Origin of the sequence: Oerskovia sp. NPDC057915, assembly GCF_042887685.1 — a bacterium.
In the GTDB taxonomy this organism is placed as follows: Bacteria; Actinomycetota; Actinomycetes; order Actinomycetales; family Cellulomonadaceae; genus Oerskovia.
In genome coordinates this window covers 53,907-70,220 of the sequence record NZ_JBHVOS010000026.1, presented here as the reverse complement: position 1 = coordinate 70,220, position 16,314 = coordinate 53,907, and the positions used below count along the sequence as shown (strand labels likewise).

The 16,314-nt window shown below is 71.6% G+C and carries 13 protein-coding genes; 10 read left to right on the top strand and 3 right to left on the bottom strand.

Annotated elements, in window-relative coordinates:
* The first annotated feature begins 91 nt into the window (after positions 1-91).
* On the top strand, positions 92-1,792 hold the full coding sequence (ilvD, locus tag ACFVQ3_RS16385) for a dihydroxy-acid dehydratase (RefSeq protein WP_387641205.1): 1,701 nt from the start codon (positions 92-94) through the stop codon (positions 1,790-1,792).
* A 166-nt stretch (positions 1,793-1,958) separates the two neighbouring features.
* Complete coding sequence (locus ACFVQ3_RS16380; RefSeq protein ID WP_387641203.1) at positions 1,959-2,621, top strand: VOC family protein; 663 nt, start codon at positions 1,959-1,961, stop codon at positions 2,619-2,621.
* Positions 2,622-2,767: 146 nt separating this feature from the next.
* Here the strand turns inward: ACFVQ3_RS16380 and ACFVQ3_RS16375 are convergent, their stop codons facing one another.
* Positions 2,768-3,232: a GatB/YqeY domain-containing protein gene (locus tag ACFVQ3_RS16375; protein WP_387641200.1), complete on the bottom strand. Its 465-nt coding sequence runs from the start codon at positions 3,230-3,232 to the stop codon at positions 2,768-2,770.
* Between the two features lie 489 nt (positions 3,233-3,721).
* Between ACFVQ3_RS16375 and ACFVQ3_RS16370 the strand changes: the two genes are divergently transcribed.
* The 5 genes from ACFVQ3_RS16370 (at position 3,722) to ACFVQ3_RS16350 (ending at position 9,475) form a co-directional block, all read left to right on the top strand.
* Positions 3,722-5,641: an acetolactate synthase large subunit gene (locus ACFVQ3_RS16370; RefSeq protein ID WP_387641198.1), complete on the top strand. Its 1,920-nt coding sequence runs from the start codon at positions 3,722-3,724 to the stop codon at positions 5,639-5,641.
* Between the two features lie 20 nt (positions 5,642-5,661).
* The gene (gene ilvN / locus ACFVQ3_RS16365; protein ID WP_191788729.1) at positions 5,662-6,186 is read left to right on the top strand and encodes an acetolactate synthase small subunit; all 525 of its coding nucleotides are present in this window, start codon (positions 5,662-5,664) and stop codon (positions 6,184-6,186) included.
* 90 nt (positions 6,187-6,276) lie between these two features.
* On the top strand, positions 6,277-7,305 hold the full coding sequence (ilvC, locus tag ACFVQ3_RS16360; RefSeq protein WP_387641195.1) for a ketol-acid reductoisomerase: 1,029 nt from the start codon (positions 6,277-6,279) through the stop codon (positions 7,303-7,305).
* Positions 7,306-7,976: 671 nt separating this feature from the next.
* On the top strand, positions 7,977-8,606 hold the full coding sequence (locus ACFVQ3_RS16355) for an ASCH domain-containing protein (RefSeq protein WP_387641192.1): 630 nt from the start codon (positions 7,977-7,979) through the stop codon (positions 8,604-8,606).
* Positions 8,603-9,475 (top strand): PIG-L deacetylase family protein, encoded by an 873-nt coding sequence (locus ACFVQ3_RS16350; RefSeq protein ID WP_387641190.1) that lies wholly within the window; start codon positions 8,603-8,605, stop codon positions 9,473-9,475. The genes ACFVQ3_RS16355 and ACFVQ3_RS16350 overlap by 4 nt, the downstream gene beginning before the upstream one ends.
* A gap of 122 nt (positions 9,476-9,597) precedes the next feature.
* Here the strand turns inward: ACFVQ3_RS16350 and ACFVQ3_RS16345 are convergent, their stop codons facing one another.
* Positions 9,598-10,863: an ROK family protein gene (locus tag ACFVQ3_RS16345; RefSeq protein WP_387641187.1), complete on the bottom strand. Its 1,266-nt coding sequence runs from the start codon at positions 10,861-10,863 to the stop codon at positions 9,598-9,600.
* Between the two features lie 255 nt (positions 10,864-11,118).
* Here ACFVQ3_RS16345 and ACFVQ3_RS16340 point away from each other — a divergent pair, with 255 nt between their 5' ends.
* Both ACFVQ3_RS16340 and ACFVQ3_RS16335 read left to right on the top strand, forming a co-directional pair.
* A complete protein-coding gene (locus tag ACFVQ3_RS16340) occupies positions 11,119-12,162 on the top strand; it encodes a 3-isopropylmalate dehydrogenase (protein ID WP_387641184.1) in 1,044 nt (347 codons plus the stop codon).
* A 205-nt stretch (positions 12,163-12,367) separates the two neighbouring features.
* Positions 12,368-13,498 (top strand): branched-chain amino acid aminotransferase, encoded by a 1,131-nt coding sequence (locus ACFVQ3_RS16335; protein ID WP_387641182.1) that lies wholly within the window; start codon positions 12,368-12,370, stop codon positions 13,496-13,498.
* A gap of 109 nt (positions 13,499-13,607) precedes the next feature.
* On the opposite strand, the gene ACFVQ3_RS16330 is transcribed toward ACFVQ3_RS16335, so the two are convergent.
* Positions 13,608-14,186 (bottom strand): DUF6069 family protein, encoded by a 579-nt coding sequence (locus tag ACFVQ3_RS16330; RefSeq protein ID WP_387641179.1) that lies wholly within the window; start codon positions 14,184-14,186, stop codon positions 13,608-13,610.
* A gap of 387 nt (positions 14,187-14,573) precedes the next feature.
* On the opposite strand from ACFVQ3_RS16330, the gene cimA reads away from it, so the two are divergent.
* Positions 14,574-16,238, top strand: coding sequence for a citramalate synthase (cimA, locus tag ACFVQ3_RS16325; protein WP_387641177.1), 1,665 nt, complete (start codon positions 14,574-14,576; stop codon positions 16,236-16,238).
* Positions 16,239-16,314: the final 76 nt, after the last annotated feature.

Below are 16,314 nucleotides of genomic sequence, written 5' to 3'. Positions count from 1 at the left end.
GAGGTAGACCCCCGGGGGGTCTACCTCGGCGCCACGGGTCTACCTCGTCGTGGCTTGTGGCAGGCGTCGGCGTGCAAGGAGATACTCGGGTATGGCCAGCGACGACATCGACATCAAGCCCCGCTCCCGCACCGTGACCGACGGCATCGAGGCCACGGCCTCGCGCGGCATGCTCCGCGCCGTCGGCATGGGAGACGAGGACTGGGTCAAGCCCCAGATCGGCATCGCGAGCTCGTGGAACGAGATCACGCCGTGCAACCTGTCGCTCGACCGGCTCGCGCAAGGAGCCAAGGAGGGCGTGCACGCGGGCGGCGGGTACCCGCTCCAGTTCGGCACCATCTCGGTGTCCGACGGCATCTCGATGGGCCACGAGGGCATGCACTTCTCGCTCGTGTCGCGCGACGTCATCGCGGACTCGGTCGAGACGGTCATGCAGGCCGAGCGCCTCGACGGGTCGGTGCTGCTCGCCGGGTGCGACAAGTCGCTCCCCGGCATGCTCATGGCCGCCGCGCGCCTCGACCTCGCGAGCGTGTTCCTCTACGCGGGCTCGATCATGCCGGGCTGGGTCAAGCTCTCCGACGGCACCGAGAAGGACGTCACGCTCATCGACGCGTTCGAGGCCGTGGGCGCATGCTCCCGCGGGCTCATGAGCCGTGAGGACCTCGACCGCATCGAACGCGCGATCTGTCCCGGCGAGGGCGCGTGCGGCGGCATGTACACCGCGAACACCATGGCGTCGGTCGCCGAGGCCATGGGCATGTCGCTGCCGGGATCGGCCGCGCCGCCCTCGGCCGACCGCCGCCGCGACAACTTCGCGCACCGCTCGGGCGAGGCCGTGGTCGAGCTGCTGCGCCGCGGCATCACCGCGCGCGACATCATGACCAAGGAGGCGTTCGAGAACGCCATCGCGGTCGTCATGGCGTTCGGCGGATCGACCAACGCGGTGCTCCACCTCCTCGCGATCGCGCACGAGGCCGAGGTCGACCTGACCCTGGCCGACTTCGATCGCGTGGCCGCGAAGGTCCCGCACCTGGGCGACCTCAAGCCCTTCGGCCGCTACGTGATGAACGACGTCGACCGCATCGGCGGTGTGCCCGTGGTCATGAAGGCGCTGCTCGACGCGGGCCTGATCCACGGTGACGCGCTGACCGTCACGGGCCGGACCGTCGCCGAGAACCTGGCGGAGATCGACCCGCCGGACCCTGACGGCAAGATCCTGCGCGCCCTCGACAACCCCATCCACCGCACCGGCGGCATCACGATCCTCGGCGGCTCGCTCGCCCCCGAGGGAGCCGTCGTGAAGTCGGCCGGCTTCGACTCCGACGTCTTCGAGGGCACGGCTCGCGTGTTCGAGCGCGAGCGTGCGGCGCTCGACGCCCTCGAGGACGGGACCATCACGGACGGCGACGTCGTCGTCATCAGGTACGAGGGGCCCAAGGGCGGGCCCGGCATGCGCGAGATGCTCGCGATCACGGGAGCCATCAAGGGGGCCGGGCTCGGCAAGACCGTGCTGCTCCTGACCGACGGGCGCTTCTCGGGCGGGACGACCGGGTTGTGCGTGGGACACGTGGCGCCCGAGGCCGTCGACGGCGGACCCGTCGCGTTCGTGCGCGACGGCGACCGGATCCGCCTCGACGTCGCACGCAAGACGCTCGACCTGCTGGTCGACCCGGCCGAGCTCGAGGCCCGCCGCGAAGGGTGGGTACCACTCGCCCCGACGTTCACCCGGGGGGTTCTCGCCAAGTACGCCAAGCTCGTCCAGTCGGCCTCGCGCGGTGCGATCCTCGAGTAGGGACCGCACGCGGTCGAGCACGGGGTCGGGCCGTCCCGGCGGACGGAACGACCCCGACCTCGTGCTCGGCCCCCGAGGTCGCGAGTGCTGGCGACGCGGTCCGGGCTGCGGGATAGTGGACGAGGAACGCCCACCGTCCGCGCCGAACCGCACCGGAGCAGCAGCCATGAGCGACGCGATCACCGCCCGACAGTTCCACGACAGCGACGGGGTGGAGGACTGGCGCGTCGTCCTGGGCACCGCGCAGGCCCGCTTCCGGACCGACTCGTTCACGGCCGGGGTCGAGTTGATCGACGCGATCGGCGAGCTCGCCGAGGGCATGAACCACCACCCCGACGTCGACCTGCGCTACGCCACCGTCACCGTGCGGCTGTCGTCGCACGACGTGGGCGGGCTGAGCCGGCGCGACGTGACCCTGGCCCGGCGGATCTCCCTCGTCGCCAAGGAGCTCGAGCACCCGGCCGAGACCGACGGGCTGGTCGAGGTCGAGATCGCGGTCGACGCCCTGGACCGGCCCGCCGTGCGCCCCTTCTGGCGGGCCGTGCTCGGCTACGTCGACGGGCCGTCCGAGGACGAGGGCCTGGGGCTCGGCGACCCCGCGGGCTACGGCCCGGCGGTCTGGTTCCAGCAGATGGACGCACCGCGGCCCCAGCGCAACCGCATCCACCTCGACGTCTCCGTCCCGCACGACCAGGCCGAGGCGCGTGTCACCGCGGCCATCGCGGCGGGCGGTCACCTGGTCTCCGACTCCCGCGCCCCGGCGTTCTGGGTGCTCGCGGACGTCGAGGGCAACGAGGCGTGCATCTGCACGTGGCAGGCGCGCGACTGAGCCGCTGCGCGACCTGTCAGAGCGGACCTGATGCCAGGGCCGCTCGTCCCGACGCCAGGGCCGCTCGTCCCGACGCACCCGAGAGCCCGCCGCGACGGGCGCACCCAGGGCGGGCGGCGCCGTCGGGCAGGAGGGGCGGAGAGGGGTCAGAGCGCGCCGAGCGCCTGACGGACGGCCTGCGACAGCGCCTTGCCGTCGACCCGGCCGATCCCGGCCGCGGCGGCCGTGGCCGTCTTCATGACGTTGCCCATGTCCTTCATGGAGGAGGCGCCGGTCGAGGTGATCGCGTCGGCCACGAGCGTGCCGAGCTGCGCCGGGGTGAGGCTCGCGGGCAGGTACGCCTCGATGAAGTCGGCCTCGGCCGTCTCGTTGTCGGCGCGCTCGGTCGCGGCGGCGTCGGTGTAGATCTGCGCGCTCTCGCGACGCTTCTTGACCTCGGCGGCCAGGACGGTCTGGACCTCGGACTCCGAGAGCTCGTGCGCGGTCGAACCCGACTTCTCCGCGGTGCGCACGGCGCCGATGACCTGGCGCAGGGTGTTCTTCGCGAACTCGTCGCGGGCCTTCATGGCGGTGGTGAGGTCGGCGGTCAGTCGTTCGATCGTGGTGGTCATGGGTCCATGGTGCCTGGTGTAGGGGCTCCGGCCCTACTGGATTGCCCCGGACGGACGGGTCGCGGACCCGGACGGCTCGCCGGTTGCCCCCGTGCACCCGGCCGGGCCACCGCTGCCGGGCCGGACGTCCCAGTCCCTGAGACGTCCGGCCCGACGCATGACATCGCCCGATCGAGGGCGTAGTGTGCACAACGTGCAGACGATCCTTCTCGTAGTACTTCCTGAGCGCGCCGGCTGAGGCCAAGCTCCCAGGTCTCGTCAGCGCGCTCACCCCTCGAACAGCCCTCACCGGGTACGAGGGGTTTTTTCATGTCACGACCACGACCGTCATGACCACCCCCTCCGGGCACACCCCGCTCCGGAGCCGGTCACCGGACCGCACCACCCCGCGGCAGAACAGCACGGAGAGCACCAGAAGTACCAGCACCACCACGGTGAGCTCGATCCAGCCGGTGGCAGCCAGTCGCCACCGAGAAACAGGAGATACCGATGGTCCAGGGTCCCCACCCGGCCCCGCCGACGCCGAGCGCCCCCGCGCCCGCCGGCGAGGCCGTGGCGCCGAAGCCAGCCCCGTCCCCCGCGAGCCTCGCCGCCCGCCCCGAGAGCCGAGCACGCGCCTCGGTCACGGGCGAGCGCACGACGAGCCTCGCCGTCGGGCCCGAGGAGGTGACGGGCGCGCAGTCGATCGTCCGCTCGCTCGAGGAAGCAGGTGTGGACGTCGTCTTCGGCATCCCCGGCGGCGCGATCCTGCCGACGTACGACCCCCTCATGGACTCCAAGAAGCTCCGCCACATCCTCGTGCGCCACGAGCAGGGTGGCGGCCACGCGGCGTCGGGCTACGCCCACGCGACCGGCCGCGTCGGCGTGACCATGGCGACGTCGGGCCCCGGCGCGACGAACCTCGTCACCCCCATCGCCGACGCCAACATGGACTCGATCCCGCTCGTGGCCATCACGGGCCAGGTCGGCGCCTCCTTGATCGGGACCGACGCCTTCCAGGAGGCCGACATCGTCGGCATCACCCTGCCGATCACCAAGCACAACTTCCTCGTCACCGACCCCGACGAGATCCCGCGCGTCATCGCCGAGGCCTTCCACATCGCCCAGACCGGGCGCCCCGGGCCCGTCCTCGTCGACATCGCGAAGTCCGCGATGCAGGCGCGCACCACGTTCTCGTGGCCGCAGGAGCTGCAGCTGCCCGGCTACCACCCCGTGACCAAGCCGCACTCCAAGCAGATCCGCGAGGCCGCACGCCTGCTCGCGAGCGCCAGGCGCCCCGTGCTGTACGTGGGCGGCGGCGCGATCCGTGCCAACGCCTCGGCCGAGCTGCGCAGGCTCGTCGACCTGTCGGGCGCCCCCGTCGTGACCACGCTCATGGCCCGCGGCGCACTGCCCGACTCGCACCCGCAGAACCTCGGCATGCCCGGCATGCACGGCACGGTCCCCGCGGTCGCCGCGCTCCAGAAGGCCGACCTCATCGTGGCCCTCGGCGCGCGCTTCGACGACCGCGTCACGGGCGTCCTGTCGAGCTTCGCGCCGCACGCCACGATCGTGCACGCCGACATCGACCCCGCCGAGATCGGCAAGAACCGCGACGTCGACGTCCCGATCGTGGGCGACCTGCGCGAGGTCATCTCCGACCTGCTGCCCGAGCTCGAGCGGGAGCACGCGGCCAAGGGACAGCCGGACCTCGGTGCCTGGTGGCACCAGATCGACGACTGGCGCGAGACGTACCCGCTGGGCTACTCCGAGCCCGAGGACGGCCACCTCGCCCCGCAGCACGTCATCCAGCGCCTGGGCGAGATCTCCGGCCCCGACTCGATCTACGTCGCGGGCGTCGGCCAGCACCAGATGTGGGCCGCCCAGTTCATCCGCTACGAGCACCCCAAGACGTGGCTCAACTCCGGCGGGCTCGGCACCATGGGCTACTCGATCCCGGCCGCGATGGGCGCCAAGGTCGGTCAGCCCGACAAGACCGTCTGGGCGATCGACGGCGACGGCTGCTTCCAGATGACCAACCAGGAGCTCGCGACCTGCACGATCAACGAGATCCCCATCAAGGTCGCGCTGATCAACAACTCCTCGCTCGGCATGGTCCGCCAGTGGCAGACCCTGTTCTACGAGTCCCGCTACTCCAACACCGACCTGCACACGGGCCGCGGGACGCAGCGCGTGCCCGACTTCGTGAAGCTCGCCGACGCCTACGGCTGCGAGGGCATCCGGGTCGAGTCCAAGGGCGAGGTCGACGCCGCGATCAAGCGCGCCATGGAGATCGACGACCGGCCCGTCGTCGTCGACTTCAACGTCTCGCGCGACGCGATGGTGTGGCCCATGGTCGCCTCGGGCGTGAGCAACGACAACATCCAGTACGCACGCGGCATCTCGCCCGCGTGGGACCGCGAAGACTGAGACCGGGGAGAGCCGCAACCATGTCCCGACACACCCTCTCCGTGCTCGTGGAGAACAAGCCCGGCGTGCTCACGCGCGTCGCGGGTCTGTTCGCCCGCCGCGCGTTCAACATCCACTCGCTCGCCGTGGGCCCCACGGAGCACGAGGAGATCTCGCGCATCACCGTGGTCGTCGACGTCGACCAGAACCCGCTCGAGCAGGTCACGAAGCAGCTCAACAAGCTCGTCAACGTGATCAAGATCGTCGAGCTCGACCAGGCGTCGTCGGTCCAGCGTGAGCTCCTGCTCGTCAAGGTCCGCGCCGACGGGGCGAACCGCACGGGCGTCCTCGAGGTCGTCGAGCTGTTCCGCGCCAAGGTCGTCGACGTCGTCCCCGACGCCGTGACGATCGAGGCCACGGGCACCCCGGAGAAGCTGAGCGCGCTCCTCGGTGCGCTCGACCCCTACGGCGTCCGTGAGATCGTCAAGTCCGGCACCGTGGCCGTCGGCCGTGGTGCCCGCTCCATCACCGACCGGGCGCTCGACCGCGCCCACCGGTCCGCCTGACCCAGTCCATCCCGGTGGACACCCCCACGTTGCCCACCGACGTCGAACTATCGTGTTCGTCATCACCTCAAGAACCCAAGGAGTAACACCGTGGCAGAGCTCTTCTACGACGACGACGCCGACCTCTCGATCATCCAGCAGAAGAAGGTCGCGGTCGTCGGCTACGGCAGCCAGGGGCACGCGCACGCCCAGAACCTCCGCGACTCGGGCGTCCAGGTCGTCATCGCCCTCAAGGAAGGGTCCAAGTCGATCGCCAAGGCGACCGACGAGGGCTTCGAGGTCAAGACCGTCGCAGAGGCAGCCCAGTGGGCCGACCTCATCATGATCCTCGCGCCGGACCAGCACCAGCGCTCGATCTACAACGACGAGATCAAGCCGAACCTGGCTGCCGGCAAGACGCTCGCGTTCGCGCACGGCTTCAACATCCGCTTCGGCTACATCGAGGCTCCCGAGGGCGTCGACGTCATCCTCGTCGCCCCCAAGGCGCCGGGCCACACCGTGCGTCGTGAGTTCGTCGCGGGCCGTGGCATCCCCGACATCATCGCCGTCGAGAAGGACGCGTCGGGCCAGGCGTGGGACATCGCGCTCTCGTACGCGAAGGCGATCGGCGGCACGCGCGCCGGCGTCATCAAGACGACCTTCACCGAGGAGACCGAGACCGACCTGTTCGGTGAGCAGGCCGTCCTGTGCGGTGGTGTGTCGCAGCTCGTCCAGTACGGCTTCGAGACGCTGACCGAGGCCGGCTACCAGCCGGAGATCGCCTACTTCGAGGTCCTGCACGAGCTCAAGCTCATCGTGGACCTCATGTGGGAGGGCGGCATCGCCAAGCAGCGCTGGTCGGTGTCCGACACGGCCGAGTACGGCGACTACGTCTCGGGCCCCCGGGTCATCGACCCGCGGGTCAAGGAGAACATGAAGGCCGTCCTCGGAGACATCCAGAACGGTGCCTTCGCGAAGCGCTTCATCGACGACCAGGACGCGGGCGCCCCCGAGTTCAAGGAGCTCCGCGCCAAGGGCGAGGCGCACCCGATCGAGGCCACGGGCCGCGAGCTGCGCGGGATGTTCGCATGGGCCAAGTCGGGCGACGACGACTACACCGAGGGCTCGGTCGGTCGCTGACCCCCGCCTCGCTGCGGCGGACCTTCTGAGGAGGGTGACCCGTCCTGCGTGATCTTCCGTCCGGTCCGGCGCCTCCCGCCAGACCCGACCACGATCGCGCAGGACGGGTCACCCTCCTTCGTGCGTCCGGCTCGCCCGCGTTGTGCTCGCCCGCGTGCTGCTCGCCGGCGTGCCGCTCGCCCGCATGCCGCTCGCCGGCGTGCCGCTCCGACGCCCGACGGCGCAGCCCACCTCCGGCGCTCCCGTCACGTCGGGCGCTGTCGCCGAGGGTGACAAACGTGCTCGCCGAGGGTGACAAACGTGCTCGCCGAGGGTGACGAACATGCTCGCCGAGGGTGACGAACATGCCCGCCGAGGGTGACGGCCCGGACTGCCGAGAGTGACGAACGTGCCCGCCGAGGGTGACGAACTTGCTCGCTGAGGGGGACGTGCTGGAGGCGAGCGGAGCGGTACTCGGCGTCACCCTCGGCGACCCAAACGGTCACCCTCGGCGAGGTGGTCGGTCACCGTCGGCGAGCACGGCCGTCACCGTCGGCGAGCACGGCCGTCACCGTCGGCGGGGGACCTCCCCCCGGGCGGGGAGGGGAGGGGGCGGGTGGAATCGGCGACACCCCGTCGGCCAAAGCACGACAAGACGGGCACACCGGGTGTCCGTGGTCCACCATGGACGTATGAGCCACCACGACGACCGCGGACCGGACAGCACGGGCAAGGGCAGCGACCGGACGCCCCAGGGTGCCCAGGGCGACGAGCATCGGGCCGCCTCGGACGCGTCCGCGGGGGAGAACCCGGTCGAGGTCGAGAGCGACCCGCGCGGCGAGGAGATCCTCGCGTTCTGGGAGACCGCGCGCGTCCGTGCGGGCGAGGGCAAGGTCGGTGTGGTGACGGGCTTCGGGATCTCGGCGACCGTGCCGCCACCCGCATGGTCCTTCGGGGACAATCCTGCGCTCGCCGACGGACTCCTCGCCGCGGTGCTGTCGGGGGAGAAGACGGCGACCTCGTCCTCGCGCTGGGAGTACGACGACGACGTGCCGCTCCCGCAGGTCGGTGAGCTCTCGATCATCCTGGACGGGGCCGGGCATCCTCGGGCCCTGATCCGCACGACGTCGGTCGAGGTCGTCCCGTTCGACGAGGTCACGGCCGACTTCGCGGCGGCCGAGGGAGAGGACGACCGGTCGCTCGACTCGTGGCGGGCGGGACACCGCGAGTACTTCTCGCGCGTCCTCGTGGGCCAGGAGTTCCGTGACGACATGCCTGTGGTCTGCGAGCGGTTCGAGCTTCGTTTCCCGCGGCAGCGATGAGCCCCTCGCCACAGGCCGACGTGCTCGCGCCCGCTTCGGGCCTGTTCGCCGACAGGCTGCGGGTCCTCGTCGTCGCGGCACACCCCGACGAGCCCGACGAGTATGTCGGCGGGACCGCTGCGAAGCTCGCGCAGGCGGGCCACGGCGTGAAGTTCCTGTCGTTGACGAACGGTGACGCCGGGCACCGGTCCATGCCACGCAAGGCTCTTGCGCGCCGTCGGGCCGTCGAGGCGTACGCCGCGGCGCGGGAGCTGGGGGTGCAGGAGTACGAGATCCTCTCCGCCCACGACGGCGAGCTCGAGGCGAGCGTCGCGATGCGCCGGAAGGTCGTCGCCCGGATCCGCCGGTGGCAGGCTGACGTGGTCGTCGCGTTCCACGACGAGTGCCCCGGCCACCTCGACAACCGCGCAGCGGGGCGCCTCGTGCGCGAGGCGGTGGCCGTCGTCGGGCTGGCGAACGTCGTGCCGGACGTGCCTGCCCTGGCGACCCCTCCCGTGTGCCTGCTCATGCCCGACCACGACGCGCTCGCGCACCACCGCCACGACGTGGTGGTCGACGTGAGCAGCACCATCGAGGCCAAGCTGCGCGCCTGCGCAGCCCACGCCTCGCAGTTCCTCGAGTTCGCGCCGTGGCAACGTGGTCTGCTCGACCAGGTACCGCCCGTGGGCGACTGGGACAGGGTGCGGGAGTTCGTCCTCGAGCACTGGTCGCCGTACCTGCACACCCAGCCGGAGATGCGTGCCGCGGTCTCCGCCGCGGGGCTCGGCGCGGTCGGGGAGTTCGCCGAGTCGTTCCAGCTCGCGGGCTACGGACGGGACACGACGGCGACCGAGGTGCGGGCTCTGTTGAGCCGCCCGGGGATCGGGTGAGGGTGCGGCGCCCGGGGTGAGCGGCGCCGTCGGGCGCTGTGCTCGACCGGCGACGGGCGAGGGGGTGAGCGGTGGTCGCCGTCCCAGGCCGCGACCACCGCCCGTCGGGGCAGCGAGAGGAGCTACCCCGAGTGAGAGGGCGCCGGAGCGCCGATGGTCGCCGTGGCTGCGCGCACGGTCTGGACGGGCACGCCGTGCGTGCCGTGGTCCGCGGTGTGGGCCGAGACACGGTCGAGGAGGAGCGCGCGGACGTCGGCCGCGACGACCGCCTGGGCGCCGCGGAGGACCGGGTCCGAGAGGGCCAGGGGCGGGGTGATCGCCGTCACGCCCTGCTCGGTGTCCATGAGGTGGCTGCGGGTCACGTCGGCGAGACGTTGCCCGCCTGCGATGCACGTCGGGCCGCTCAGGACGACGAGGTGCGGCTCGACGACCGCGACGACCGGCTGGACGACCGCGGCGAGGCGGCGGCCGAAGTCCTCGACGAGCGCGACCACCGCCGGGCTGTCCGGGTCGGCGGTCATGGCCTCGAGATAGTCCGTGTAGCCCTCACCGGGGACGCCGTACCGCTCGGCGAGTTCCTCGAAGCGGCGGCCTCCCACGAGGTCCTGGAGGTTGACCGAGTGGTCGTCGTAGTCGCGGACCGTCACGGGCACGGGCAGGTAGCCGAGCTCGCCGGCGGCACCTGTCGCCCCGTGGTGGAGCCGACCGCCGATGAGGGTCCCGAGGCCGATGCCACCACCGATCCAGAGCAGCGAGAAGCTCACGTCGTCGCCCCGGCCCGCGTCGTGCTCGGCGATCGTGGCGAGGTTGACGTCGTTCTCGATGTGGACGGGGACGCCGAACTCCTCCTCGAGGAGCGAGCGGACGGCGAGGCGGGGCCACCCCGGCAGGTCGCCGACGAGCCAGAGGTCTCCGGTCGTCGGGTCTGCCGCGGCCTGGACCCCGGCGACGACCGCGCCGACCCGCTCGACGGGGACGCGGGCGTCGGCACAGGCGGCGTGCCATGCGGCGCGGACGTCGCCCACCGCGGTGCGGTCGTCCGAGGTGGGGACCTCTGCGCCGCCCAGGACGGCGCCGTGGGCGTCGACGAGGCGGGCCTGGACTCCTCCGGGGAGGACGTCGAGGGCCAGCCCGACGACGACGTCGGTGCGTGCGGCGTACGTGACGGCCTGCGGTCCGCGGGCTCCTTGGACGGCCCCTGTGGGCTCGATGAGCCCGGCCGACTCCAGGCGCGCCACGATCTGGGAGGATGTCGGGCGGGAGACGCCGGTGAGGTCTCCGATCTGCGACCGGGTCATGGGTCCCGTGTCGAGCAGGAGCTCGAGCGCGGCGCGGTCGTTGATCGTGCGGAGCAACCCGGGGGTCCCCGGGACGTGCGTGCGGGACACGGCGTGGTGGCCTCTCTGCCAGCATCTTAGGAAAGTTTCCTAAGAGTTGCGTACTCTGGCCGTTTGCGCAAGTCGACGCGCGGTGCCGCTCCTACCACCATCGAGCGTCGCGCGGTCCGGCCAGGGCGGCATGGGAGCGCAACCAGTCGGGACGGCAGCGCCCGGCCCGCGGGATGACGCGGATCGTGGCCCCCGAGCCGCCCACGCTGTGAGATGGGCGTCCCGAGGGCTGACCCCTGGGCGTACGGTTCGGGCATGACGCGCAACATCGACTTGGCAGTGGTCGCCGGAGACGGCATCGGTATCGAGGTCGTCGAGCAGGGCCTCGCGGTCCTCGAGGCGGCCCTCTCGGGAACCGACGTCAAGGTCTCGACGACGCCCTTCGACCTCGGTGCGCGCCGCTGGCACGCGACCGGTGAGACCCTCACCGACGAGGACCTCGCGGCGATCCGCACGCACGACGCGATCCTCCTCGGCGCGATCGGCGACCCGACCGTCCCGTCGGGCGTCCTCGAGCGCGGCCTGCTGCTCAAGCTGCGCTTCGCGCTGGACCACTACGTCAACCTCCGCCCCGGCAAGCTCTACCCCGGTGTGAGGTCCCCGCTGGCGGACCCGGGCGAGATCGACTTCGTCGTCGTCCGCGAGGGCACCGAGGGCCCCTACGTCGGCAACGGCGGGGCGCTGCGCGTCGGCACGCCCCACGAGATCGCGACCGAGGTCTCCGTGAACACGGCCTTCGGCGTCGAGCGTGTCGTGCGTGACGCGTTCGCCCGCGCCCAGGCGCGCCCCCGCAAGCACCTGACTCTCGTGCACAAGCACAACGTCCTGGTCCACGCCGGTCACCTGTGGCGCCGCACGGTCGAGGTCGTCAACGCCGAGTTCCCCGACGTCACCACGGACTACCTGCACGTGGACGCCGCCACGATCTTCCTCACGACGAACCCGTCGCGATTCGACGTCATCGTCACCGACAACCTGTTCGGCGACATCCTGACGGACCAGGCCGCCGCGATCACCGGCGGCATCGGCCTCGCGGCCTCGGCCAACATCAACCCCGACCGCACCGCCCCCTCCATGTTCGAGCCGGTGCACGGCTCGGCTCCCGACATCGCCGGCCAGGGCAAGGCGGACCCCACCGCCACGGTCCTGTCCGTCGCGATGCTGCTCGACCACCTCGGCCTCGCCGAGGAGTCGCAGCGCGTCGAGGCCGCGGTCGCCGCGGACCTCGCCGAGCGGGGGAGCCGAGTACGGTCGACGGCCGAGGTGGGGCGCGAGCTCGCCGCCCGCGTCGCCGGCTGATCGGTCCTTCCGACCTGCCGTCGCGTCGCCGTCGCGCCCTGCTGAGGGGCCCGACGGCGGCGCGCACCCTCTGCCGTCCTCACCGCTCCCACGTCCTCGTCGAAGGCCCGGGAGTTCTCGCCCGCCCTGCGGGCGCCGAAGGGCGCTCGGTCATGGAAAACTAGGCGAGGAACCCACCCGGGTCGCCAGGTGAAAGGCCCATGACATGACTTCCCCCCTCACAGCGCAGCCCGCTTCCTCGGCCGAGGATCTCGTCGCGCTCTTCGACATCCGCACCTCGGACACCCCGACCTCCCCCGAGGCCAGGGCGGCCGCGATCTCCGCCCCGAAGTTCGGCACCGTGTTCTCGGACCACATGGCCCGGATCAGCTGGAACTCGACCGACGGCTGGATCGACCGCCGCATCGAGAAGTACGGCCCCCTCCAGCTCGACCCCGCGACCGCGGTGCTGCACTACGCCCAGGAGATCTTCGAGGGCCTCAAGGCGTACCGGCACCAGGACGGGTCCGTGTGGACGTTCCGTCCCGAGGCCAACGCCGCCCGGTTCGCCCGGTCGGCGCACCGTCTGGCGCTGCCGGCGCTCTCGGTCGACGACTTCATCGGCTCGATCACCGCGCTCGTGCGCACCGACGTCGAGTGGGTCCCGAGCGGCGAGGAGGCGAGCCTGTACCTGCGTCCGTTCATGTACGCCTCGGAGTCGTTCCTCGGCGTGCGGGCCTCGCTCGAGGCCGAGTACCTCGTGATCGCCTCGCCCGTCGGCCCGTACTTCTCGGGCGGCGTGAAGCCCGTCTCGATCTGGGTCGACCGCGAGTTCAGCCGCGCCGGTGCCGGCGGCACTGGCGATGCCAAGTGCGGCGGCAACTACGCGTCGAGCCTGCTCCCGCAGACGCTCGCGCAGGAGAAGGGTTTCGAGCAGGTCTGCTTCCTCGACTCGTCGACGGGCACGTTCCTCGAGGAGCTCGGTGGCATGAACGTGTTCGTCGTCAAGGCGGACGGGTCGGTCGAGACGCCCGAGCTCACGGGGTCGATCCTCGAGGGCGTGACGCGCTCGTCGATCATCCAGCTCCTCAACGACCGTGGCCACGAGGTCACCGAGCGGCGTATCCCGCTCGAGGAGCTCCTGGCCGACATCCGGTCCGGCGCGGTGACCGAGGTGTTCGCGTGCGGCACGGCTGCGGTCGTCACGCCGATCGGCCGCCTGGGCGGGTCGAACTTCGACCACACCATCGCCGACGGCGCGGCGGGCGAGCTGACCCTGGCGATCCGCGGCGAGCTCACCGACATCCAGAACGGCCGGGCGGCGGACCGCCACGGCTGGATGACGCGCCTGGCCTGAGGTTCCCGACGTCCCGCTGAGTGCGGAGCAGCCGTCGCCGATCGACGCGATCGACGACAGGTGCTCCGCACTCGGCGTGTCGGCCCGGGGCAGGCCGGCTCAACGCGGGTCAGGCCGGGCGGCGCACGATCGTCCTGCCCGCGACGCCCGCGAGCAGCGACCAGACCGCGACCCCGATGAGCAGGTTCACGAGCCCGGACAGGACCGCCGACGTCGTGTCCGTGGTCCAGGCGAACGGCAGGGCCGTGACGACGACGATCACGAGAGCCATGATCCAGCCGAAGAACGCCCGCGGACGCGGGGTCGTGAGGATCAGCACGTGCAGCAGCCCCGCGGCGAGCAGGGCCAGGATCGCCCCGTCGATCGCGAACGCGGCCTGGTGCGAGGCGGTCGAGAAGATGTCCGGCGGTGGCACGAGCGTGAACGAGAAGATCCGTTCGAGGATGATCACGGCCACGAGGCCGATGAGCGCGGCCACCAGCGCCGTGGCGGCGGCGCCCGCCCAGAAGCGGCCGACCTCGACCGCGAGGCGCGGGTCGGCCGGGTTGACGGGCTCGCGCGGGGCGGGGAAGTCCGCGCGAGGATCGGGTGGGACCACCGGCGGGATCGCGGGCGGCACCCCCTGGGGGTGACCGGGCGAACCGGACGGCGGGACGTTGCCGTGGGGAGGGAAGCTCGGGTCGCTCATGGTGCGTCTCCTGTCGTTGCAGGCTGCTGTTCCGGGCGCTCGGTGCGTGTGGCGTGCTCAGTCCGTGGACACCGTTCCATCCTGGCGGCTGCTGTGGCAGCATGTGTCCTGTGACACACCTCGTCTCCCACCTCATTATCGAGTAGCGCGCCCGGCCATCACACCGGACGCGCAAACCTCCCGCACCCTCGGGGGGTTTTTTTGTTGCCTGGCACCACCCCCGTCGGGCATCGAAGCGCCGGGCACGAGCTTCACGAGAGCGACCGCCCGGCGCGTGGGACCGAGGAACCCTCCGGGCGAGCGCGGAAGCGGATCGCCCGATCCACCTAGAGTGGTCTCGCCCAGGCGGCACCGCTGGACCCCGAGATCTCCCCAGAGAGCGGCACGATGACTTCCCAGGTGAACCCCGTAGCTCCTGCCACAGCGAGCGCACCCTCGACGTTCCACGTCTACGACACGACCCTGCGTGACGGCGCGCAGCAGGAGGGCATGAACCTCTCGGTCGCCGACAAGCTCGCGATCGCCCCGCTCCTGGACGAGCTGGGCGTCGGGTTCATCGAGGGTGGCTGGCCCGGTGCCATCCCCAAGGACACGGACTTCTTCTCCCGTGCCGCGAAGGAGCTCACGCTCAAGAACGCGGTCCTCGCGGCGTTCGGCGCGACCCGCAAGACCGGGATCAGGGCCGCCGACGACCAGCAGGTCCGGGCGCTCGTCGCGTCGCAGGCGCCCGTGATCACGCTCGTCGCCAAGTCCGACATCCGCCATGCCGAGCGTGCGCTGCGGACCACGGGCGCCGAGAACCTCGCCATGATCACCGACACGGTCGCGTTCCTCGTGGCCGAGGGGCGTCGCGTCGTGCTGGACGCCGAGCACTTCTTCGACGGCTACCGGTTCGACCCCGCCTACTCGCGCGCGGCGGTCGAGGCCGCGTTCGCGGCGGGGGCCGAGGTCGTCGCGCTGTGCGACACCAACGGCGGCATGCTGCCGGAGTGGGTCGGCGAGATCGTCACGGAGCTGCGCGACGCCGTCGGGATCCCGGACGGGCTGCACGCCCAGGCGGGCGACCCCCTGCTCGGGATGCACGCGCACAACGACTCGGGCTGCGCGGTCGCGAACTCCCTCGCCGCTGTGGCGGCGGGCGCCGCGCACGTCCAGGGGACGGTCAACGGCTACGGCGAGCGCACCGGGAACGCGGACCTCATCACGGTCGTCGCGAACCTCGAGCTCAAGCACGGCCGGAGCCTGCTCGTCGACGGGGGCCTGCAGGAGACCACGCGCATCGCGCACGCCATCAGCGAGATCACCAACATCTCGCCGTACGCGCGCCAGCCGTACGTGGGGGCGAGCGCCTTCGCGCACAAGGCCGGGCTGCACGCCTCGGCGATCAAGGTCGACCCGGACCTCTACCAGCACATCGAGCCCACACTCGTCGGCAACGACATGCGCATGCTCATCTCGGACATGGCGGGCCGCGCGTCGATCGAGCTCAAGGGGCGCGAGATGGGTTTCGACCTCTCGGACCAGGGTGACGTGCTCTCGCGCGTGACGCACCGCGTCAAGGACGCCGAGGCCCGCGGGTACACGTTCGACGCTGCCGACGCCTCGTTCGAGCTGCTCCTGCGCGAGGAGATCGCGGGGGAGCGGCCGCAGTTCTTCCGGGTCGAGAGCTGGCGCACGATCGTCGAGCGGGCCGGGGGACGCGGCACCGAGGCGACGGCGGAGGCGACGGTCAAGCTGCACGCCGGCGGCAAGCGCATCGTCAAGACGGGCGAGGGCAACGGCCCCGTCAACGCGCTCGACCACGCGCTGCGGCTCGCGCTGCGTCGCGTGTACCCGGAGATCGAGGCCTTCGAGCTGATCGACTTCAAGGTCCGCATCCTCGACACCGAGCAGGGGACGGACGCCATCACGCGCGTCCTCATCGAGACGACCGACGGGGCGACGTCCTGGTCGACCGTGGGCGTCGGGCCGAACCTGATCGAGGCCGCCTGGGAGGCGTTGACGGACTCGGCGATCTACGGGCTGATCCACGCGGGCGTGCAGCCGCGCTGAGCCTGCGCCACCGCCGCAGCCCGCCCCGGACGCCAGCGTGCACAGTGTCAGGAGGAGCGTGACCTCCGGGTCGCGC

Coding starts and splice junctions, on each gene's coding strand:
- cimA (WP_387641177.1), top strand. CDS start 14,574: ATGACTTCCCAGGTGAACCCCGTAGCTCCTGCCACAGCGAGCGCACCC.
- ACFVQ3_RS16375 (WP_387641200.1), bottom strand. CDS start 3,232: ATGACCACCACGATCGAACGACTGACCGCCGACCTCACCACCGCCATG.
- ACFVQ3_RS16355 (WP_387641192.1), top strand. CDS start 7,977: ATGAGCCACCACGACGACCGCGGACCGGACAGCACGGGCAAGGGCAGC.
- ilvD (WP_387641205.1), top strand. CDS start 92: ATGGCCAGCGACGACATCGACATCAAGCCCCGCTCCCGCACCGTGACC.
- ACFVQ3_RS16340 (WP_387641184.1), top strand. CDS start 11,119: ATGACGCGCAACATCGACTTGGCAGTGGTCGCCGGAGACGGCATCGGT.
- ACFVQ3_RS16330 (WP_387641179.1), bottom strand. CDS start 14,186: ATGAGCGACCCGAGCTTCCCTCCCCACGGCAACGTCCCGCCGTCCGGT.
- ACFVQ3_RS16380 (WP_387641203.1), top strand. CDS start 1,959: ATGAGCGACGCGATCACCGCCCGACAGTTCCACGACAGCGACGGGGTG.
- ACFVQ3_RS16350 (WP_387641190.1), top strand. CDS start 8,603: ATGAGCCCCTCGCCACAGGCCGACGTGCTCGCGCCCGCTTCGGGCCTG.
- ilvN (WP_191788729.1), top strand. CDS start 5,662: ATGTCCCGACACACCCTCTCCGTGCTCGTGGAGAACAAGCCCGGCGTG.
- ACFVQ3_RS16370 (WP_387641198.1), top strand. CDS start 3,722: ATGGTCCAGGGTCCCCACCCGGCCCCGCCGACGCCGAGCGCCCCCGCG.
- ACFVQ3_RS16335 (WP_387641182.1), top strand. CDS start 12,368: ATGACTTCCCCCCTCACAGCGCAGCCCGCTTCCTCGGCCGAGGATCTC.